At 65.5% G+C, this 20,421-nt stretch carries 16 protein-coding genes; 5 read left to right on the top strand and 11 right to left on the bottom strand.

The annotated features are described in order from the left end of the window. Positions 1 to 18 precede the first annotated feature (18 nt). The 4 genes from odhB (at position 19) to QCE69_RS08285 (ending at position 4,574) form a co-directional block, all read left to right on the top strand. Positions 19 to 1,320, top strand: coding sequence for a 2-oxoglutarate dehydrogenase complex dihydrolipoyllysine-residue succinyltransferase (odhB, locus tag QCE69_RS08300; RefSeq protein ID WP_309916739.1), 1,302 nt, complete (start codon positions 19 to 21; stop codon positions 1,318 to 1,320). 90 nt (positions 1,321 to 1,410) lie between these two features. Further along, a complete protein-coding gene (lpdA, locus tag QCE69_RS08295; protein ID WP_309916736.1) occupies positions 1,411 to 2,841 on the top strand; it encodes a dihydrolipoyl dehydrogenase in 1,431 nt (476 codons plus the stop codon). A gap of 104 nt (positions 2,842 to 2,945) precedes the next feature. Then, complete coding sequence (gene zapE / locus QCE69_RS08290) at positions 2,946 to 4,043, top strand: cell division protein ZapE (protein WP_309916733.1); 1,098 nt, start codon at positions 2,946 to 2,948, stop codon at positions 4,041 to 4,043. Between the two features lie 141 nt (positions 4,044 to 4,184). After that, complete coding sequence (locus tag QCE69_RS08285; RefSeq protein ID WP_309916730.1) at positions 4,185 to 4,574, top strand: transposase; 390 nt, start codon at positions 4,185 to 4,187, stop codon at positions 4,572 to 4,574. 18 nt (positions 4,575 to 4,592) lie between these two features. Here the strand turns inward: QCE69_RS08285 and QCE69_RS08280 are convergent, their stop codons facing one another. The 9 genes from QCE69_RS08280 to QCE69_RS08240 form a co-directional block, all read right to left on the bottom strand. Continuing rightward, positions 4,593 to 5,012, bottom strand: coding sequence for a DUF2147 domain-containing protein (locus QCE69_RS08280; protein ID WP_309919746.1), 420 nt, complete (start codon positions 5,010 to 5,012; stop codon positions 4,593 to 4,595). Between the two features lie 178 nt (positions 5,013 to 5,190). Then, positions 5,191 to 5,979, bottom strand: a complete 789-nt coding sequence (gene surE / locus QCE69_RS08275) for a 5'/3'-nucleotidase SurE (protein ID WP_309916727.1) — start codon at positions 5,977 to 5,979, stop codon at positions 5,191 to 5,193. Positions 5,980 to 6,069: 90 nt separating this feature from the next. Further along, entirely contained in the window at positions 6,070 to 6,312 is a 243-nt protein-coding gene (locus tag QCE69_RS08270; RefSeq protein ID WP_309916724.1) for a hypothetical protein, read from the bottom strand. Between the two features lie 208 nt (positions 6,313 to 6,520). Next, positions 6,521 to 7,432 carry a DUF1571 domain-containing protein gene (locus tag QCE69_RS08265; protein ID WP_309916721.1) on the bottom strand — a complete coding sequence of 304 codons (912 nt, stop codon included), beginning with the start codon at positions 7,430 to 7,432 and terminating at the stop codon, positions 6,521 to 6,523. Between the two features lie 17 nt (positions 7,433 to 7,449). Next, a complete protein-coding gene (locus QCE69_RS08260; RefSeq protein ID WP_309930271.1) occupies positions 7,450 to 9,198 on the bottom strand; it encodes an AMP-binding protein in 1,749 nt (582 codons plus the stop codon). A 75-nt stretch (positions 9,199 to 9,273) separates the two neighbouring features. Continuing rightward, positions 9,274 to 10,569 (bottom strand): acetyl-CoA C-acetyltransferase, encoded by a 1,296-nt coding sequence (locus tag QCE69_RS08255; RefSeq protein ID WP_309930269.1) that lies wholly within the window; start codon positions 10,567 to 10,569, stop codon positions 9,274 to 9,276. Further along, positions 10,566 to 11,465: a MaoC/PaaZ C-terminal domain-containing protein gene (locus tag QCE69_RS08250; protein WP_309930268.1), complete on the bottom strand. Its 900-nt coding sequence runs from the start codon at positions 11,463 to 11,465 to the stop codon at positions 10,566 to 10,568. Before QCE69_RS08250 ends, QCE69_RS08255 begins: the two co-directional genes overlap by 4 nt. Before the next feature lie 14 nt (positions 11,466 to 11,479). Further along, positions 11,480 to 12,916 (bottom strand): 3-oxoacyl-ACP reductase, encoded by a 1,437-nt coding sequence (locus QCE69_RS08245; protein WP_309930267.1) that lies wholly within the window; start codon positions 12,914 to 12,916, stop codon positions 11,480 to 11,482. A gap of 66 nt (positions 12,917 to 12,982) precedes the next feature. Beyond that, complete coding sequence (locus tag QCE69_RS08240; protein WP_409021175.1) at positions 12,983 to 15,487, bottom strand: acyl-CoA dehydrogenase; 2,505 nt, start codon at positions 15,485 to 15,487, stop codon at positions 12,983 to 12,985. A 497-nt stretch (positions 15,488 to 15,984) separates the two neighbouring features. On the opposite strand from QCE69_RS08240, the gene QCE69_RS08235 reads away from it, so the two are divergent. Then, positions 15,985 to 16,335, top strand: coding sequence for a hypothetical protein (locus QCE69_RS08235; RefSeq protein ID WP_309930266.1), 351 nt, complete (start codon positions 15,985 to 15,987; stop codon positions 16,333 to 16,335). A 73-nt stretch (positions 16,336 to 16,408) separates the two neighbouring features. Here the strand turns inward: QCE69_RS08235 and QCE69_RS08230 are convergent, their stop codons facing one another. Both QCE69_RS08230 and QCE69_RS08225 read right to left on the bottom strand, forming a co-directional pair. Continuing rightward, entirely contained in the window at positions 16,409 to 17,635 is a 1,227-nt protein-coding gene (locus tag QCE69_RS08230; protein ID WP_309916702.1) for an MFS transporter, read from the bottom strand. A 319-nt stretch (positions 17,636 to 17,954) separates the two neighbouring features. Beyond that, on the bottom strand, positions 17,955 to 20,414 hold the full coding sequence (locus QCE69_RS08225; protein ID WP_309930265.1) for a DUF6351 family protein: 2,460 nt from the start codon (positions 20,412 to 20,414) through the stop codon (positions 17,955 to 17,957). Between the last annotated feature and the right edge of the window lie 7 nt (positions 20,415 to 20,421).

Below are 20,421 nucleotides of genomic sequence, written 5' to 3'. Positions count from 1 at the left end.
CATCAGGACAATACAGAAATGGCTATCGTAGAAGTCAAGGTTCCCCAGCTTTCCGAGTCGGTCTCGGAAGCCACCATGCTGCAGTGGAAGAAGAAGCCGGGCGAGGCTGTCGCCCAGGACGAAATCCTCATCGAAATCGAGACCGACAAGGTCGTGCTCGAAGTGCCCGCGCCGTCGGCCGGCGTGCTCGCGCAAGTGATCAAGCATGACGGCGACATCGTCACCGCCGACGAAATCATCGCGAAGATCGACACCGAAGCGAAGGCCGGCGAAGCACCCGCCGCCGCCGCTGCCGGCGACGCCGAAGTGAAGCCCGCGCCGCAAGCCGAACCGGCTGCCGCCACGGCATCGGCTCCGGCTGCTGCCGCCGGCGCATCGACGGGCGGCGCCGCATCGCCGGCTGCGACCAAGATCCTGGCCGAGAAGGGCGTGTCGGCGGATCAGGTGTCGGGCTCGGGCCGCGACGGCCGCATCACGAAGGGCGACGCACTCGCCGCACAAGCGGGCGCACCCGCTGCGAAGGCTGCCGCTCCGGCTCCCGCTGCGGCGCCTGCAAAGGCCGCGAAGCCGGCTCTGCCGCAAGTCAGCGCACCCGGTTCGGCCGACCAGTGGCTCAAGGACCGTCCGGAACAACGCGTGCCGATGTCGCGTCTGCGCGCGCGTATCGCCGAGCGTCTGCTCGAGTCGCAGCAGACCAACGCCATCCTGACGACGTTCAACGAAGTCAACATGGCGCCGGTCATGGAGCTGCGCAACAAGTACAAGGACCGCTTCGAAAAGGAACACGGCGTGAAGCTCGGCTTCATGTCGTTCTTCGTGAAGGCTGCCGTGCACGCGCTGAAGAAGTTCCCGCTCGTGAACGCGTCGATCGACGGTAACGACATCGTCTATCACGGCTACTTCGACATCGGTATCGCGGTCGGTTCGCCGCGCGGCCTGGTGGTGCCCATCCTGCGCAATGCCGACCAGATGAGCCTCGCCGACATCGAGAAGAAGATCGCCGAATTCGGCCAGAAGGCCAAGGACGGCAAGCTGTCCATCGAGGAAATGACGGGCGGCACGTTCTCCATCTCGAACGGCGGCGTGTTCGGCTCCATGCTCTCGACACCGATCATCAACCCGCCGCAGTCGGCCATTCTCGGCGTGCACGCGACGAAGGAACGCGCGGTCGTGGAGAACGGCCAGATCGTCATCCGTCCGATGAACTATCTCGCCATGTCGTACGACCACCGCATCATCGACGGCCGCGAAGCCGTGCTGTCGCTGGTCGCGATGAAGGACGCGCTGGAAGATCCGGCCCGTCTGCTGCTGGACCTGTAAGAACCCAGTGCCTTCGGGCGCGCGCGATAGGCTCGCGCGCGCCTTTGGAAAGGCGTCTCCGCAAGAGCGGAGTCACGATCAAGGAAAGTCATGTCCAAGGAATTTGATGTCGTCGTGATCGGCGCGGGCCCGGGCGGCTATATCGCGGCGATTCGCGCAGCGCAACTCGGCAAGACGGTTGCGTGTATCGAGAAGTGGAAGAACCCGGCGGGCGCATTGAAGCTCGGTGGCACCTGCCTCAACGTGGGCTGCATTCCGTCGAAGGCGCTGCTGGCGTCGTCGGAGGAGTTCGAAAACACGTCGAAGCATCTGGCCGATCACGGCATCACCGTGTCGGACGTGAAGCTCGATGTTTCGAAGATGCTCGCCCGCAAGGACGGCATCGTCGAGAAGATGACCAAGGGCATCGAATTCCTGTTCCGCAAGAACAAGATCACCTGGCTCAAGGGCCATGGCAAGTTCACCGGCAAGAACGACGCCGGCGTGCAGATCGAAGTGTCGGGCGAAGGCGAGACGGAAGTCGTCACGGCAAAGAACGTGATCATCGCGACGGGTTCGAAGGCGCGTCATCTGCCGAACATTCCGGTCGACAACAAGATCGTCGCCGACAACGAAGGCGCGCTGTCGTTCGACGCCGTGCCGAAGAAGCTCGCCGTGATCGGCGCGGGCGTGATCGGTCTGGAACTCGGTTCGGTGTGGCGCCGCCTGGGCGCGGACGTGACGGTGCTCGAAGCACTGCCGCAGTTCCTTGGCGCAGCAGACGAAGCGCTGGCGAAGGAAGCCGCCAAGCAGTTCAAGAAGCAGGGTCTCGACATTCACCTCGGCGTGAAGATCGGCGAAGTGAAGACGTCGGACGCGGGCGTGTCGATCGCCTACACGGACAACGCGGGCAATGCGAAAGAGCTGGAAGCGGATCGCCTGATCGTGTCGATCGGTCGCGTGCCGAATACCGACAACCTCGGTCTGGAAGCCATCGGCCTGAAGGCCAACGAGCGCGGCTTCATCGACGTGGACGATCACTGCGCGACCAGCGTGCCGGGCGTCTACGCGATCGGCGACGTGGTGCGCGGCCCGATGCTCGCGCACAAGGCGGAAGACGAAGGCGTGGCGGTGGCGGAGATCATCGACGGTCAGAAGCCGCATATCGACTACAACTGCGTGCCGTGGGTCATCTACACGGAACCGGAAATTGCGTGGGTCGGCAAGACGGAACAGCAGCTCAAGGCCGAAGGCCGCGAGATCAAGACCGGCCAGTTCCCGATGATGGCCAACGGCCGCGCGCTGGGTATTGGCCGTGCGGAAGGCTTCGTCAAGATGATCGCGGACGCGAAGACCGACGAGATCCTCGGCGTGCACGTGATTGCGGCGGACGCGTCGGACCTGATCGCGGAAGCGGTCGTGGCGATGGAGTTCAAGGCAGCCTCGGAAGACATCGGCCGGATCTGCCATCCGCATCCGTCGCTGTCGGAAGTGATGCGTGAAGCGGCGCTCGCCGTCGACAAGCGCGCGCTGAACATGTAAGCAGCTCGGCTTCGGGCAATACGCAAGGCATCGCAACGAAGGCGAGCGGATCAAACCGCTCGCCTTCGTCATTTTCAACGTCATCGACGCACAGACGCGGCATCATGAACGTCACCGAATACTACGAAAACGAACTGCGCACGCGGGGTTATCAATCGGACGAGGCCCAGCTCGCGGCGGTCGCGCGCCTGCAACGCTGCTATGACGAATGGGTCGCCTACAAGGCGCGCCGCTCGAACGCGCTGAAGAAGTTCCTGGTGCGCCCGGAGTTGCCGCGCGGCGCGTATCTGTGGGGTGGCGTCGGGCGCGGCAAGAGCTTCCTGATGGACAGCTTCTATGCGGTCGTGCCGGTGCAGCGCAAGACGCGCCTGCATTTTCACGAGTTCATGCGCGAGGTGCATCGCCAGCTGGAAGAGCTGAAAGGCCAGGCCGATCCGCTCGACGAAGTCGCGAAACGCATTGCGAAGCGCTATCGGCTGATCTGCTTCGACGAGTTCCACGTGTCCGACATCGCCGACGCGATGATCCTTTATCGCCTGCTGGACCGCCTCTTCAAGGCGGGCGTGCAGTTCGTGATGACGTCCAACTACGAGCCGGACACGCTGTACCCGGAAGGGCTGCATCGCGACCGCCTGCTGCCGGCCATCGAGTTGCTCAAGGAGCATCTCGACGTGCTCAACGTCGATGCTGGCACCGACTACCGCAAGCGCACGCTGTCGCAGGTGAAGGCGTATCACACGCCGCTCGGCGCGGCGGCGAGCGAGGCGCTGCGCGCCGACTTCGCGAAGCTCGCGGCGGTGCCCGACGAAAGTCCGATCCTGCACATCGAGAAGCGCGAGATCAAGGCGCTGCGTCGCGCGGATGGTGTCGTCTGGTTCGACTTCGCGACGCTGTGCGGCGGTCCGCGCTCGCAGAACGACTACCTCGAACTGGCGAACCGGTTCCACGCGGTGATCCTGTCCGACGTTCCGCAAATGAGTCCGCGCATGGCCTCGGAAGCGCGCCGCTTCACCTGGCTCATCGACGTGTTCTATGACCACAAGGTCAAGCTGCTGATGTCCGCCGCGGTGCCTGCGGAGGAGCTTTACGTCGAAGGACCTATGGCGAACGAATTCACGCGCACTGTTTCGCGGATCGTCGAAATGCAGTCGAAGGAATACCTCGAAGCGCCACGCCGGGTCGCGGATATTACATTCAATTAATAAGAGAACAGGCGAAGGACGACCGTCCAAACGGCGTAAGGCTAGAGGGCATTTTCAAGATTCGGATCACTCTGATGTGCGGGCTGGCAGGGACTCGGTATTGTCGATCCCGGTTATCAGTCAGCGATTGGAGAGATGAACGTGAAGCCCTACCGCGATATGTCCGACGATGAATGGCAGATGGTGGCGCCGCTGCTCCCCGAACTACGGCCGCGCTCGGAGTTGCGTGGCCGGCCGCTCGCCAATACGCGCGCGGTGCTCAATGGCGTGTTGTGGGTGATGTACAGCGGCGCGTCGTGGTCCACGTTGCCGCGCAAGTACCCGTCGTATCAGACGTGTCATCGGCGTTTCAAGGCCTGGTATGAATCAGGTGTGCTGTTGCGCGTGATGACGCAGTTGTTCGGGCCATCGGGTGAGTCGCTGTACACGCTGATGATGTCGCGCATGCGCGTGCCCGCGGAATTCGAACACACGGCTTCGTGTGTGCTCGAAGAGGTGCAGGCCGAAGTGGCGGAACGGCAGGCGGCTTGAGCCCGCCGCCCGTCGGCTTTACTGCTGCCGCAGCCAGGTCTGTGAACGACCCAGCAGCGACACGCCGATGAACCCGCGCACCACCAGTTTCTGGCCGTTGTCGTCGAGCTTCATCTTGCACTTGTACAGCTTGCCGTTCTCGGGATCGAGGATATGGCCGCCGTCCCACGTGTCGCCGTCCTGACGCATGCCCGTGATGATCGTCATGCCCTTGATCAGCTGATCGCGGCGCTCGTCGGTGCAGGCGGTGCAGCGCTTGTCCGGTTGATCGAATTCGCCGATGCCGCGCACTACCTTGCCGGACAGCTGGCCGTTGCCTTCGTCGACAATCTGGATGATCGCCTTCGGCTTGCCGCTTTGATCGTCGATGGTTTGCCAGGTGCCGACCGGCGTGGCGTTCTGCGCAAACGCGCTGGCGGCCAGCATCGCGCACAGCATGCCGAGCAGGGGACGCACGCCGCGCGGACTGATGAAACGGCTCATGTTGCCTCCTTGTTCTGATTTTGATTGTGGCCGGCCGGGCACGCGCATGCCGCCGCCGGACCGGCTCAGCATACGGGAAAGCGACTCGCGGATTCGAGAGGGAAGCTTCTAGTCGCCCTCGCGCGGGTGCGCCTTAGCCCTTGCACGCCAGTCCCGCCTGAAGCGTGGCGAAGGTGCGCTCGTCAGTGCGATCGAAGTGCAGCGGCGTCACCGCGACACGCCCGGAACCCACTACCGCGGTCTCGCTGTCGGGCGAATTCGGACGCGGGCCGCGCTGGAAGCGCAGCCAGTGATAGTCGATGCCACGCGGATCCACCTCGGCGACCACGTCGATGCCCTCGACCAGACCCACGCCCTGGCGCGTGACCGTGAGCGGTCCGGCGGCGGAGGCATCGCAGTCGGGGAAGTTGACGTTCAGGCAGGTGGGCGCGTCGTGCGAGATCGCCAGCAACTGCCGGATCACGCCGGGCGCGAGCATGCGCGCCGTGTCCCAGCGGACGTTGTCGCGATCGCGAAAGGTCTGGCTGAGCGCAATGGAAGGCAAGCCGAGCAGCAAGCCCGTCATCGCGGCGCCCACGGTGCCCGAGAACATCGTCTCCACACCGAGGTTCGCGCCGCGATTGATGCCGGACAGCACGAGCGTGGGCGGCGCGTCCTTCATGAGGTGGCGCGCGGCCATCACGACACAGTCGCCGGGCGTGCCCTGCACGCCGAAGCGCCGCTCGCTCCGGCGCGACACGCGCAGCGGCGAATGCAGGCTGATGGAATGCGAGGTGCCGCTCTGGTCGTGCTCCGGCGCGACCACCCAGACCTCGTGCCCGAGTTCGGACGCCACGGCCTCGAGGACGGCCAGTCCGGGGGCGTCGATGCCGTCGTCGTTGGTGATGAGCACGCGTTGCAAGATGGGCGAAGAGGCGGACATCGCGAATCACTCCTGGTCGATGGTGAAAGAGATCGACCGATTATTGCAGAGTTCGCATGACGGGGCCTTCGCGTCCCTGATACAACGGGCTTACTTGACGCCCAGGCCGCGCAGGACAGCGTTGCCGTTTTCGGTCAGGCGCACCTTGGGACCGCTCGCGTCCGGCGACACGATCTCGACATAGCCGTATTCCTGCAGCGAGGCGACATCGGGCGTGGCCGCCATGACATCGATGGGCGCGTGCAGCAGCAGGAGCAGCGTGGCGATTTCGTGATGGCTGAGGAGCCGCTTGATGGCTCGCACGGGAGCCGAAGCCGGACGGACGAAGTTCATTGTATTTCCTCAAGTGTGCATGACGATGTGCGGCGCCTTGGCCCTGGCGATACCGGGGTGTAGCGCGTGCTTTGATGTCGATGGAATGCGCGCAGGTTATCGGCCGACACTTAGGCGAGACTTAAAAATCGCGCTCCATGACCGCCGCAGTTGTTACAGTGAATGTCACGTCTCGCGCGAACATTGCGCCGCCTCGCAAGCGTCGCGCTCAGAAGCGATAGTCGGGGTTTTTCGGGTCGAACGTGAGGTCGTCGAACGTCATGGGCTCGACGCGCTCGAACACCACGCTTTCAAAAATTTCGCCGTCGTTGTCGAAGGATTCGAGCGAGCGGAAGAACGGGCGCTCGAGATCGAGGCCGAGCACTTCCTTTTTCGCATAGAACGCCGGCTGACCGGTCGGCGTTTCGTAGGTGAGCGCCACCACGCGCACGCCGCGCACGGTCTTCACTTCGATATCCGCCGGCTGCGTGATGCCCGCTTCCGCAAAGCGCTGCCCCTCGTCGATGAAACGCCGGGTGATCGCCTCGACGCCCAGTTCGCGGATCGAATGGTTCGACTGCGAACGCGCGAGCGCGCCGTTCACCGAAGTCCAGATCGGCAGCACGCCCAGGAAGCCGCCCAGATGGCCGTAGAGCTGGTCGGGACGTTTCGAGTCGTCATAGATGATTTCCTGGCCCGCGTGCGCGCCGTCGGGCAGCCAGCGCGCATAGATGCGCAACGGTTCGCGCGTCACCCGCACGAGCATGTGATCGGCGCGCTTCGGCCACACGCCCTTGATGCGCTCGCGCCGCACCATCGTGAACTCGTAGGACGCGAAGGCGCTCAAGCCTTGCTCCAGATAGCGCGGCAGCGCGCCCGGATCGAGCGCGCGGAACAACGCGACGAGCTGGGCATCGTCGAGCCTCGCGAGTGCGCCGGTCGATGCCGCCTGCGCGAGCCACTGTGCTTGCGCGGCTGCGTCGAGATTCGCGGGCAGCGCGGCGGACGCAACTGGCGGCGCCTCAGGCAGTTGGGCATAGGCAAGCGAGGGCACGGTTGCGCCCGCGAAAATCGCACACGCCTGAAGCGCGGCGCAGGCGTTTCGCAAGGTCGAAGCGCCACGGCGTCGCGTGTGCGGCATCAGGTTCTCTCCGATGATCAGTCCGGCGGGTTCGTCGGTGCGTTGCTTTCGCGCAATTCGCGCCGCAACACCTTGCCGATGGTCGTCTGCGGCAGCGCGTCGCGGAACTCGACGAAGGCGGGCACCTTGTAGCCGGTCAGGTGTAAACGGGCGAACTTCACCAGTTCTTCCATCGTCAGCGATGCATCGCGCTTCACGACGAACACCTTCACGCGTTCGCCGGTCACCGGGTCCGGCACGCCGACCGCCGCCACCGCGCGCACCTTCGGATGCGCGGCGAGCACGTCCTCGATCTCGTTCGGATACACGTTGAAGCCCGACACGATCATCATGTCCTTCTTGCGGTCGATGAGACGGATGAAGCCGCGCGCATCCATCACGCCGATATCGCCGGTGGCGAGCCAGCCGTCGGCGTCGATGACTTTCGCGGTGTCTTCCGGCCGGTTCCAGTAGCCTTTCATCACCTGCGGGCCGTGCACGCAGAGTTCACCCGCTTCATCGACTGCCGCCCACATGCCGTCCTCGCGGCGCAGACGCACGAGCGTGGAGGCCACCGGCAGCCCGATGGTGCCGTCGAATGCATGACTGCCGTGCGCATCGAGCGGCGTGGCGCAGACGAGCGGCGCGCATTCGGTCAGGCCATAGCCTTCGATGAGCGTCTGTCCCGTCAGTTCCTTGAAGCGCGCGGCCACGGTGCGCTGCGTCGCCATGCCGCCGGCCATCGCGAGCTTGAGCGAGGAGAAGTCACGGCGGCGAAACTCGTCGTTGTCGAGCAGCGCGCTGTAGAGCGTATTGAGCGCGGTAATGGCCGTGAAGTCTTCGTGCCGCAGCGCGCGCATCAGCGCATGCAGGTCGCGCGGATTGACGATCAGCACGTTGCGCGCGCCGATTGCGAGGAAGGTCAGCGCGTTCACCGTCAGCGAATAGATGTGATAGAGCGGCAAGGGCGTGACGACGATCTCGCGCCCGTCGACGAGCCGGCTGCGCGCCCAGCCGAGTGCCTGCAGCAGGTTGGCGATCACGTTGCGATGCGTGAGCATCGCGCCCTTCGCGGTGCCGGTGGTGCCGCCCGTGTACTGGATGAACGCGATGTCGCCGAGACCCACGCGCACGGGTTCGAAGCGGCGCCGCGTGCCGCGCGCGAGCGCCTGCGGCAGGCGCACGGCATCGGGCAGGACGTAGGCGGGCACCTGTTTCCTGACATGCCGGAGGATGAGATCGAGCACGCGGCCCTTGAGATTGAGGCCGCCGCCGAGCAGATCGCCGATGCCGGTCACGACGACATTGCGCACGCGCATCCCCGGCTGCGCGTCCTGCACGGTCTTCGCGAAGTTCTCGAACACGACGACCGTTTGCGCGCCGCTGTCCTTCAGTTGATGACCGAGCTCGCGCACGGTATAGAGCGGATTGACGTTGACGACGATTGCGCCCGCGAGCAGCGTGCCGAAGAGCGTGACGGGATAGGCGAGGGTATTGGGCATCATCAGCGCGACGCGATCGCCGGGCTTCACGCCGATGCCTTGCAGATACGACGCGAACGCATGCGCGTGCGCGCCGAGGGTCGCGAAGCTCATCTCGGAGCCGAGGCTCACGAAGGCGATGTGATCGCGAAAGCGCGCGACGCAGTCGTCGAAGAAATGCGCGAGCGAGCGATAGCGTTCGGGATCGATCTCGCGCGCCACGTCCGGCGGATACGACGCGTACCAGATGCCGTCCGTCGCGTGCGGCTCGAACGCCGCGCGCGGCCCTGCGTGTCCCGGGCTCATGCGTGTCTCCGTTGGCGCGCCTGACCCGCCGCGCCTTTTATTTTTACTGCTGCTGGTGCTTCTGCTGCGTGCCGCTCAACGCTCCAGTATCGCCACGATGCCCTGGCCGCCCGCCGCGCAAATCGAGATCAGGCCGCGCAGCGGCTGGCCATCGGCACGCGGCGGCGCGTGGGCCAGCATCTTCGCGAGCGTGCCCACGATGCGTCCGCCCGTCGCCGCGAACGGATGGCCGGTCGCAAGCGAGCCGCCGTTTACGTTGAGACGCTCGCGCGGAAGCGCGCCCAGCGGGCCGTCCAGGCCCAGCGCGGTGCGGCAGTATTCGTCGTCTTCCCATGCGGCGAGCGTAGACAGCACTTGCGCGGCGAAGGCTTCGTGAATCTCGTAGAAGTCGAAGTCCTGCAGCGTGAGGCCGGCGCGCACCAGCATCGTCGGCACTGCGTAGGCGGGCGCCATCAGCAGGCCTTCGCGCTGGTCGAAGAAATCGACGGCCGCCGTCGCCGAAAAGCTCAGGAACGCCTGCACCGGCAGCCCGCGCTCCGCGGCCCATTGCTCGGACGCGAGCAGCACCGCCGAGGCGCCGTCGGTGAGCGGCGTCGAATTGCCCGCGGTGAGCGTGCCGGCGTCGCGGTCGAAGACAGGCTTCAGTTGCGCGAGCCGGTCGGACGACAGGTCGGGCCGCAGCGTGTTGTCCTGCGTGAGTCCCTTGTAGGGCGTCATCAGGTCGTTGAAGAATCCGCGCGCATAGGCAGCGGCCAGCTTCATGTGGCTTTCCAGTGCGAGCGCGTCCTGGGCCTCGCGCGAAATCTTCCAGCGCTTGGCCATCAGCTCGCAGTGCTCGCCCATCGAGAGTCCGGTGCGCGGCTCCGCGTTGCGCGGCAATTGCGGCTTGAAGAACATGCCGGGCCGAAGCTTCGCGAGTGCGCCGACGCGCTGTGCCGCCGAACGCCCGCGATGCGCTTCGAGCAGGATCCGCCGCATCCGTTCGTTCACGGCGATGGGCGCGTCGGAGGCCGTATCGACACCGCCCGCGATGCCCATCTCGATCTGCCCGAGGGCGATCTTGTTGGCGACCAGGATCGCCGTTTCGAGGCCGGTGCCGCAGGCCTGCTGCACGTCGTAGGCGGGCGTTTCCCGCGCGAGCGTGGTCGAGAGCGCTGCCTCGCGCGTCAGGTTGAAGTCGCGCGAATGCTTGACGACGGCACCCGCGGCTACTTCGCCTGCGCGCATGCCGTGCAGGTCGAAGCGATCGACGAGCCCTTGCAGCGCGAAGCTCAGCATGTCCTGATTCGACGCGTTCGCATATGCCGTGTTCGCGCGCGCAAACGGAATCCGGTTGCTGCCGATGATCGCGACACGGCGCACGGCATTCATGGCAGCTCCCATTCGAAGTGGCCGCGCAGGTGCGGAACGTCGCCTGCGATATCGCGCACTTCGAAATCGCGTGCGACGGACGAGGGCGCCGCGCTCCACAGCGTCGCTTCGCCGGGCAGGTACAGCGGCGTCTTGAAATCGCCGTGCGCGTGGCCGGCCGCCAGCGCCTTGACCGGATGCAACGCCGCGAGCGTGCGCGCCAGCGTCCACATGCCGTGCGCGATCGCGCGCGGAAAGCCGAACGCCTTCGCCGTCAGCATGTGCAGATGGATCGGATTGAAGTCGCCGGATGCTTTCGCGTAGTCGCGGCCCAGTTGCGGCGGCAGTTGCCAGCGCGCCTCGCGTGCAAGCAGCGGGCGGGCGACTGCCGCGACCGCATCCGGCGCATCAGGGGCGCTCGCGCTACGCGCGCCGCGCTTCAGGTAGACGCTGTCGCCATCCCAGACGGCTTCGCCGCGCCGAAAAATGCGTGTGTGCAGCGTGAAGGCCTGACCTTTCTGATGCGGCATCAGCGGCCCGCATTCGACTTCGATGCGCAGCGCCTGTCCCGCCATCAGCGGACGGCGCAGGTGCACGCGATTCGAGAGATGCACGACGCCGAGCGCGGACCACGGAAACGACGGATCGGTCAGCATCATCAGATGCAGCGGAAACGCCAGCACGTGCGGAAAGGTGAGCGGCACGCCCTGCTCGGGAATGAAGCCGCAGACGCGCGCATAACGGCCGATGGCCTCGGGGTCGAGTTTGACGTCGGGCCGCACCAGCCGGATGGCGGGCAGTTGCGGCGCGTGGCCGCGCCGGAACAACCCCGGCAGCGCGCGGCCGTAGAGCCGGGCGGGCGGCGGCAAGCTCTCGACGACGACGGTGCGGGCGCGCGGCAGGGTCGGTGCGTGCATGGCGGGCGGGCTCCTCACGCGCCGATCAGGCTCTGGCCGCACACGCGCACCACGTTGCCCGTGGTGCCCGCGCTGCCCGGGCTCGCGAGCCAGGCGACGGTCTCGGCGACATCGACGGGCAGGCCGCCTTGGCCCATCGAGTTGAGCCGCCGGCCCGCCTCGCGCACGCCGAACGGCATGCGCGCGGTCATGTGCGTTTCGATGAAGCCCGGCGCCACGGCGTTGATCGTGATGCCGCGCGCGCGAAGGTGCGGCGCCAGCGCATGCACGCGGCCGATCACGCCGGCTTTCGAGGTCGCGTAGTTGGTCTGGCCGCGATTGCCCGCGATGCCGCTGATCGACGACACCGCGACGATGCGTCCGCCGTGCTGCAGGACGTTCCCGGCGAGCAGCGCCTCGTCGATGCGCGCCTGCGCCAGCAGGTTGACGTCGATCACGCTGTCCCACAGTTCCGCGCTCATGCGCGCGATGGTCTTGTCGCGCGTGATGCCCGCGTTGTGCACGACGATATCGATGCCGCCCGCTGCCCGCAGCGCGGCGGCGATGGCCGCGGGCGCTTCGGGCGCGGCGATGTCCGCGATGAGCGCCGCATGGGCGCCGCCCGAGGGCGATGCGTCCTCGATCGACAGCATGGTCTGGTCGAGCGCGTCGCGGGCGGCTTCGACATCGAGCCCGGTGACGATCGCGCCATGTCCGGCCAGCACCGCCGCGATCGCCGCGCCGATGCCGCGCGCCGCGCCCGTCACCAGCGCGCGCCGGCCCGCAAGCGGTTGGCTCCAGTCGACAGGTGCGACGGAAGGGTTGGACGATGTCTCGAGCGTGACCACCTGTCCCGACACATAAGCAGAGCGCGGCGAGAGAAAGAAGCGCAGCGCGGCTTCGAGGTCCGCACCTTCGGCCACGCGCAGCAGGTTCGACGTGATGCCGTTGCGCGCCTCCTTGCCGAGCGAGCGCACCAGGCCTTCCAGCGCATGTTGCGCGGTGGCGGCGGCGACGCTCGCGCAGGTCCCGGGCGGCCGCCCCAGCACGACGATACGTCCGCTTCTCGCAAGCGAGCGCAGCGCGTCGTGGAAGAAGGCATACGGCGCGTGAAGCTGACCGCTGTCCTCGATGCCGGTCGCGTCGAAGATCAGAGCCTGCACGCGGTCATTGTCGTGCGCGCCGCTTGGGCGCGGCTCGAAGCGTCCGCTCATCGCGCCGTGGCGTGCGGCGACCGGCAGCCAGCCGGCCGCGCTAGCGTGCGCGACGCCCGTCATGCCGAGCGCGGCGAGCACGTTCATCAGGGCGTCGAAGAGAGCGGGCGACGGCCCCGCGCCAATTGCAGCGAGGCCGTGGAATTCGGGCTCACCGGGGCGGAGGCGGCGCAGCATGGAGGGACGCGGCAGCCCGAGCGAGCGGGCAATGCTCGTGCCGAAAGGCGAATTGACGAAGTCGAGGTAGCGGTCTTTCATCGATTGGCGTTCGGTCGTCGGGCGGCGCGGAGGAGGTCTCCAGGATCGACGGGCACGGGCCGCAGTTCAGGCGATCGTCTCGGGCGCCTGCTGTTCGAGCGCCTCGCGACGTTTCTGCAATGCTTCGAGGATACCGAAGTCTGCGGAAAAATCATCGACTTTCACGGCTTCGCGCGCATGGACGGCCCATTCGGCCAGCAGACGCCGCTCGCCCGCATCGATGAGGCCGCGCGCCTCGGTGTTCCGCGCCCACTCCTCGACGGCGTCCGGGCTCTGCGGCAGCGGGGCAATCTGGCCGGCTTTCACGGCATCTCGCAGACGGGTTTCGAGGGCGGCGACAGCGGGCGTCAGCGCCAGCAGTTTCTCGCCGCGCGCGATCGGATCGTGCTCGTTCGGCGAAACGTGCGCACCCGCGACCAGCCGCTCGCGCGCCTCGCCCGGCGTTTGCAGCAGGCGCGCGACTTCGTTGCCGAGGGCATCGGCGCAGGGTCCGTGCGGCAGGCCGAACGGGAACGCCAGCGTACGCAGCAACACGGCAGCGGGGCGGTTGGGCGTGTTGGCGAGCAGGCCGTCGAACGCCATGCACGCCTGATGCAGCGCGTCCTCGACGCCCCAGCGCACCAGCGGCAGGTCGCTTTCCTGACGGCCCTCGTCCTCGAAACGCTTGAGCGTCGCGGAGACGAGATAGAGTTGCGACAGGATGTCGCCCAGCCGCGCGGACAGACGCTCGCGCCGCTTCAGTTCGCCGCCCAGCACGAGCATGGAGACATCGGCGCACAACGCGAAGGCGGTCGACAGCCGGGTCGCCGCGCGATAGTACGGCGCGAGACGCGCATCGGCACGCGCCGGCCGGCGGATCAGCGCGCCGCCGCCGCACGCGTACACCAGACTGCGCAGCGCGTTGGACGCGAGGAAGCTCGCGTGGCCGAAGAAGGCGTCGTCGAACGCGTGCAGCGCACGTGCGTGATCGGCCTCGCGCGCCGCGGCCATTTCCTTGAGCACGTAGGGATGGCAGCGGATCGCCCCCTGGCCGAAGATGATCAGGCAGCGCGTCAGGATGTTCGCGCCTTCGACGGTGATCGAGATCGGCATCTGCTGGTAGGCGCGCGCCAGGAAGTTCGACGGCCCCATGCAGATGCCCTTGCCCGCGACGACGTCCATGCCGTCGTTGATGACCTTGCGGGCGCGCTCGGTGATGTGGAATTTCGCGATCGCGGAGATGACCGACGGTTTTTCGCCGAGATCCACCGCCTGCGCCGACAGGCGGCGCGCGGCGTCCATGACGTAGAGATTGCCGCCCATGCGGCCGAGCGCTTCCTGGATGCCCTCGAAGCGTCCAACCGGCGTGCGGAACTGGCGCCGCGCCGCTGCGTACGCGCCGGTGCCGCGCACCGCGAGCTTGGCCATGCCGACATTCGACGACGGCAGCGAGATCGCCCGGCCCGCGGCCAAGCATTCCATCAACATGCGCCAGCCGCGGCCCACTTGCGCGCGGCCGCCGATGACCCAGTCGAGGGGGATGAAGACGTCGGTGCCCCAGTTCGGGCCGTTCTGGAAGACCGCGTTCAACGGCCAGTGGCGCCGGCCGATATGCACGCCCGGATGACGCGTCGGGATCAGCGCGCAGGTGATGCCGGGCGCGTCGTCGGGGCCGAGCAGATGCTCCGGGTCGAGCGCGCGGAACGCGAGGCCGAGCACGGTGGCGATCGGGCCTAACGTGATGTAGCGCTTGTTCCAGGTGACGCGGAAACCGAGCGTCTCGCGTCCTTCGTGCAGCCCACGGCACACGATGCCGACATCGGGAATCGCGGCTGCATCGGAGCCGGCGTAGGGGCTCGTCAGCGCGAAGCAGGGAATCTCTTCCCCGCGCGCGAGCCGCGGCAGATAGTGGTTCTTCTGTTCCTCGGTGCCGTAGTGCAGCAGCAGTTCGGCGGGACCGAGCGAGTTCGGGACCATCACGGAGACGGCGGCCGCCGATGAGTGCGTCGACAGCTTCATGATGACCTGCGAATGCGCATACGCCGAGAAGGCCTTTCCGCCGTAGCGCTTCGGAATGATCATGCCGAGGAAGCCTTGCTCCTTCACGTACCGCCATGCCTGCGGCGACAGGTCCTGCCAGACCGCTGTGGTGTCCCAGTCGTTGGCGAGCTCGCACAGCCGCGCGCATTCGTTGTCGATGAAACTGCGTTCCTCCGGCGTGAGCGTCGGCGCGCCGTGCGCGAGCAACGCATCCCAGTGCGGGCGTCCGGAGAACAGCTCGGCGTCCCACCAGACCGTGCCGGCTTCGATGGCGTCGCGCTCGGTCGAGGACATCTCCGGCAGGATGCGGCGGAACAGGGCGAACACGCGCCGGCTGAGCAACGCGCGGCGCAGCGGGCGGATCGCCAGCAGCACTGCGGGCAGCACGAAGACGATGGCCAGCAATGCCGCTGCCGCCATTCCCGTCACGCCGGTCAAGGGGCCCGCGCCGACCCAGAGTGCGAGTGCCGCGAGCCACGCAAGCGCGGGTGCCCGGCAGAACGCCAGCGCGCCGGCAAGCAGCAGGAAGATGACGACGTACAGAGCCAGCATCACGGCCTCCCAGACCCGAAGCCTCGAGCGCGAGGCTGTCCATGTCATTGACGCAGCACGTCATGTGCCGTACGTCTTGATGCGTGCCTCTAAACAGATGAACGGCCTGGAGGCCAGCGGTCAGGCAGAGGCTTGATCGGGAGCTATGCCGCTCCTGCTGCGATAACTCTGAAAAACTCAAAATGGGGAAATTTCGCGTTTCGAGTTGGGACCGGGCGAGCAAGAATGGGTGGGTTCGGTCCTGCGCATGGCCTGGAAGGCCGGTGTGCCACCGGTCGATATCGATCCCCGCGCGGAGCGGGGATCAAAAGGGCGCTGTGGATTCATCTTGCCGGAGTTCACCACAGCCAGTCACAACTCGGAGTGCTTCTAGTTGCGACCACCTGCACGTGCACGTGGTTGGAGGAGCATAGTTGAACTCGAATAATCTGGATCACTTGGAGAGGCTAAACATAGGCGCTGTTCCGGTTGAAGCCACGTTTCCGGACTGGGCCTGCATGCAGGGCTACGTGCTCTATATTTTCTTCGGGATGAACGGTGCATGCCGCTACCTGCGCGTGCCGCTGGACGAATCGCTGATCGCGACAATCCAGGCCGCCGGCTGCGACAGCGGCTTCTCGTTGTATCGGGATCCTGGCGGACGCCTGACGTCCGTCGGGAGGTTCATCGGTCTGGTCTGTCTGGAGCAGGCCATCCCGCCGGCTGCGATCTGCCAGGAACTCGGCGTGCCCGAGCGCATCCTGAACCGCCTGCGACGCGAGCGGGAGGCATGCGCCGGCCATCCGCCGGACGCCAGCGCGTTCGAGAGCCTGCGGATGCTCGCGCTCAAGGGCGAGATCAAGGCATAGCAGTGGTGGGAGGGCGGGCGCGGTGCGCGGATGCGGTCCGCGCGCCTTTACGGTCGCGCGTTGCGCACAGCGTCTAGCTGCCGGCGCCCGCGCTCTCCGCTGATCGCGTCATGTCGATACCCCTGCGTTCGCGGCTGAAGAAGATGAGCCCCGCGATCACCACCGCGACCACGCCCGCGACAATCGCCATGGCCATGCCGTAGTTGTTGCCGTGCGATGTCGCGATCTCAGCCTGCATCGTCGCATTGACGGCGGCCAGCAGGTTGCCGAGCTGGTAGACGAGTCCGGGGAAGGTTGCGCGAATCTCGTCGGGGGAGATTTCGTTCAAATGCACGGGAATCACGCCCCACGCGCCCTGCACGGAGATCTGCATGAGGAACGCGCCGATCGCCAGCATGACCGGTGTCGTCGAGAACGCCCAGAGGTACAGCACCGGCAACGCGATCAGCGCGGCGATGAAGATCGCCAGACGCCGCCCGATCTTCTCGGACAGCGACCCGAAGAACAACCCGCCGACAATCGCGCCGATGTTGAGCACGATGGTGATGACCGACACGGTGTGCGGATCGAAATGATGTTGTTCGCGCAGGAAGGTCGGATAGAGATCCTGCGTGCCGTGCGAGAAGAAGTTGAACGCGGTCATCAGCACGATTGCATAGAGCGACAATGTCCAGTTCCGCTTGAGCGTGGCAATGAGGCTCGGGCGCGGGCGCTTCTCCATCGCGCGCCACGCGGGGGACTCGGGAACATGCGCGCGGATGTAAAGCACGAGCAGGGCGGGAATCACGCCGACGAAGAACATGCCGCGCCAGCCGACAAACTGATACAGCACCCCGAAAACAATCGAGGCCAGCAGGTAGCCGCTGGGATAGCCCGCCTGCAGCAGGCCGGACACGAAGCCGCGCGCGGACGGCGGCACGGTTTCCATCGTCAGCGCGGAACCGACGCCCCATTCGCCGCCCATCGCGATGCCGAACAGCGCGCGCAGGATCAGCAGCGTCATCAGGTTGGGGGAGAGGCCGGAGAGAAGCTCCAGCATCGAATAGATCGCGATATTGATCATCAGCGTTGGACGGCGGCCGAACTTGTCGGCGAGGCGTCCGAATATCAGCGCGCCGAGCGGGCGCATGGCCAGCGTCAACGTAATGGCGAATGCGACGTCGGGGATTTTCGTATTGAATTCGGCGGCGATGTCTTTCAATACGAAAACCATCAGGAAGAAATCGAATGCGTCGAGTGTCCAGCCCAGATAAGCGGCGATCGTTACGTTTCTCTGTTCGCGCGTCCAGTTCATTGCCACGTGCTCCGTTGGAATTGTTTGATTCGAATTGGCAGATCAACAGGGAGCGACGCAGCAATAAATGCGCCGCCCGCAGGCGCGACGGTTCAGCGACCCCGCGCAACGGCGAGTCTACGGCGGCGGGCCAACTCATGCTTGATCAATCTGCTCTCGTTCGGAAAAGGCTGGCAGTGAACCTGAATCAATTAATACACGAGTCATTCAAATCTGTTAATCACGGTGAACATGTGAATCATTAATGAAAGAAGACATCTCGAGAGATTGCAAGGTTCTGGAGAGTCTCCAAATGTGACGCCGGTTTGCATACCGGCAGAAGTCATTATTGATACAGAGACTGAGCGAATGCCGGGCTGGCCCAGCCGACGCTCCAGTTCCGTGCAGCGGGAGGCATTGCCTGGCCGCCATAGATCACCGATCCGTCCGGGTTCTGGTACGTCATCCACGGAACGGCCCCGGTCTGATCGACGCCGGGCTGAGAGAAATCGCAGACTCCGGCAGGGAATATCGCCTGCATCTGGGCCCACTGCTGATCGCTGAATGGAATCGGACCGTAATTGTCCGACCGGTTCAGCGGTTTGCGCTCGCACTTGTTGACATCCATCGCAACGGACTGCCCCGCCACGATGCGCGGCGTCTGATAGACCGGTATGACGCTGTTGCTGCACAGCCCGGGCTGAAGGTTGCCGCTTGAATCGAAGCAACTGTCTACAGCGTTCGCGGGCTTGTCCGCCGACACTTTCTGCGCGAGCGATAGCGCACTGGCGTCGGCCTCGATGTTGTTCAGCCAGGTTTCCAGCGTCTTGAACGCTTTCAGGAAGCAGGTCGTGTCGCCCGACATATAGGCGGGGCCGCCGAAGATCACATGATTGACGTGATTGCCGAACGCGTGATCCAGGCGCGCTCGAAGCGCGAACGTGCGCGAGGTGTCGTGCCCAGCCGGGTTGGGGCCGAGGCAATCCACGATCGGCGTGGCGTCGAGGTGATTGGCTTCGTTGATCATGCCGGCCCGATAGACATTCTGGAGCGCAGGCTCGTCCGCCATCACGCGCGTCGCAGTGGGAACGCCATTGATGTCCAGGGCGCCGACGTTCTGGTTGAGATCGAGAAACTGCGCCGGCGATATCGCCCCGTTCTGAAGCGCGTTCAATCCGTATTGCACCCCGACGTTGTCGTACGGACGGCCCGCGAAACCGTGACCCAGCGCTTGTTCGGTTGCCGACCAGACGCCTTGCGCACGCAGGCCGAAGATGTTGACGGCCCAATCGGTGATGCCGCATCGAACGCCGCTGGGGTTGGTGTCCGCGTTAAAGATGATGGCAGGGTTTTTAATCCCCGGGCATGAACCGACGGCGGTAGGCGAAGCAGAGGCGCCATTTGGATAGACGGCAGAGAAAAACGCAAGATCCGTAAAGTAGATATTCTGATCGACGTTCGCAGGAATCAGGTTGCTTCCGATCAAGCCGAGCAGCGTAGAAGGGAGCGCTGTCGGCACACCGCTCAATGCGGAGGCTGCCGCTGCGATGCCCTGCGCGCCCCACGGGCTGCCGGAATCGCCGTAGACGGCCTGCTGGGCCTGCTGGCTCCAGGGGACCCCGCTGGCACTGACGCCGTTCTGGCCGAAATAGCTCAGCAACAGGTGGTTATCCGCGAGTTGCGCGGCGGACCCCCAGGCATCGGGGAATGCGGCGGACGCCAGCAACGCCTGATACACGCCGGGATAGGCATTCTGAATCCATTGCTCGGCCAGCGAGCCGCCGGACGAGCCCATCCCGATGGTGTAGCGCAGGCGGCCATAGTTCTTGATGAAATATTCCTTGGCCATAATCAGAGATTCAGCCTGAATGGCGACGTCGCAATCGATGCCGCTATTGGCCAGTGCGGTGCTCAGCACGGCGAATCCTTTCCCCAGCGCATAAAGCACACTGTCATTGGCGGCGAGAGAGCCATCCGTGACGACCGATGGATTGGCAGACTCACCGAAGGAGACCCCGCATGAAGCGCCGTGCGTGATATACAGCGTGCGATTGAATTGCGGCTGGGGGCTGATCGCGGTCCACGCCAGCGCCGGTTGGTAAAGCGTCGCGATCTGATACTGGCTGCGGTCCTGATAGCCCGTTTCCACCCGGACGATGAACGGCACCGTCACGCCCTGCTCGGTCGTGACGGTGGCGACATCGTGGGGTGGCCGGCCCGGGTCATAGGGCTGAAGCCCTTGCAGTGACGGATTGGTCGACAGATATAGCCAGCTATAGATGGGCGCCTGGTTGCACTGGGCGTCGGTCGCTCCCGGCTGGCAGGGCCAAGGCTGAATCTGGGGCCCGGAGAATATCGGCCCCCCCAGGGGGTGATCGATGAGGGTCTGTTGCGCCGTCGTCAAACCCGGTCCGGATACCGATAAGGTGTTTGACCCCGGCGACAGGCCGGTCACGAGCCCGATGTAGCTACCGGAAGCGTCATAGGCGAACGCCTTGCGCTCGTCGATGCCGTTCAGCGATACATAGATGTTCTGCGCGTTCGCGCCTTGCGGCAGATCCAGTTCAATCAGGGCGTTGCCGCCGCTCACCAGATCCGCGCGCCCGGACAGCACCTTGATGACGGGCGGAGGCGCACTGGGTGCGACTGCGGCGGGATTGTTTCCAGGGGTCCCGGTATCGGTCGAGGGGCTCGAAGACGAGCCGGTCGAGCCGGTCGAACCCGAACCGCCGCCGCACCCGGCCAGCAGCAATGACACCAATGCCAGCAGCCCGGTCTGGCGAAGGGATTGAATTCGGCTTGCCATCGCGATT

This window comes from Caballeronia sp. LZ032, assembly GCF_031451315.1.
In the GTDB taxonomy this organism is placed as follows: domain Bacteria; phylum Pseudomonadota; class Gammaproteobacteria; order Burkholderiales; family Burkholderiaceae; genus Caballeronia.
This window is presented reverse-complemented; position numbering and strand designations above follow the sequence as displayed.

What these genes read in the sequence shown, in the direction of transcription:
- QCE69_RS08240 (WP_409021175.1), bottom strand. Translation starts at nt 15,487, where the DNA reads ATGCTGGCTCTGTACGTCGTCATCTTCCTGCTGCTTGCCGGCGCGCTG.
- QCE69_RS08255 (WP_309930269.1), bottom strand. Translation starts at nt 10,569, where the DNA reads ATGAATGCCGTGCGCCGTGTCGCGATCATCGGCAGCAACCGGATTCCG.
- QCE69_RS08235 (WP_309930266.1), top strand. Translation starts at nt 15,985, where the DNA reads ATGCAGGGCTACGTGCTCTATATTTTCTTCGGGATGAACGGTGCATGC.
- QCE69_RS08260 (WP_309930271.1), bottom strand. Translation starts at nt 9,198, where the DNA reads ATGAGCCCGGGACACGCAGGGCCGCGCGCGGCGTTCGAGCCGCACGCG.
- QCE69_RS08280 (WP_309919746.1), bottom strand. Translation starts at nt 5,012, where the DNA reads ATGCTGTGCGCGATGCTGGCCGCCAGCGCGTTTGCGCAGAACGCCACG.
- QCE69_RS08265 (WP_309916721.1), bottom strand. Translation starts at nt 7,432, where the DNA reads ATGCCGCACACGCGACGCCGTGGCGCTTCGACCTTGCGAAACGCCTGC.
- surE (WP_309916727.1), bottom strand. Translation starts at nt 5,979, where the DNA reads ATGTCCGCCTCTTCGCCCATCTTGCAACGCGTGCTCATCACCAACGAC.
- QCE69_RS08225 (WP_309930265.1), bottom strand. Translation starts at nt 20,414, where the DNA reads ATGGCAAGCCGAATTCAATCCCTTCGCCAGACCGGGCTGCTGGCATTG.
- QCE69_RS08270 (WP_309916724.1), bottom strand. Translation starts at nt 6,312, where the DNA reads ATGAACTTCGTCCGTCCGGCTTCGGCTCCCGTGCGAGCCATCAAGCGG.
- QCE69_RS08245 (WP_309930267.1), bottom strand. Translation starts at nt 12,916, where the DNA reads ATGAAAGACCGCTACCTCGACTTCGTCAATTCGCCTTTCGGCACGAGC.
- zapE (WP_309916733.1), top strand. Translation starts at nt 2,946, where the DNA reads ATGAACGTCACCGAATACTACGAAAACGAACTGCGCACGCGGGGTTAT.
- odhB (WP_309916739.1), top strand. Translation starts at nt 19, where the DNA reads ATGGCTATCGTAGAAGTCAAGGTTCCCCAGCTTTCCGAGTCGGTCTCG.
- QCE69_RS08250 (WP_309930268.1), bottom strand. Translation starts at nt 11,465, where the DNA reads ATGCACGCACCGACCCTGCCGCGCGCCCGCACCGTCGTCGTCGAGAGC.
- lpdA (WP_309916736.1), top strand. Translation starts at nt 1,411, where the DNA reads ATGTCCAAGGAATTTGATGTCGTCGTGATCGGCGCGGGCCCGGGCGGC.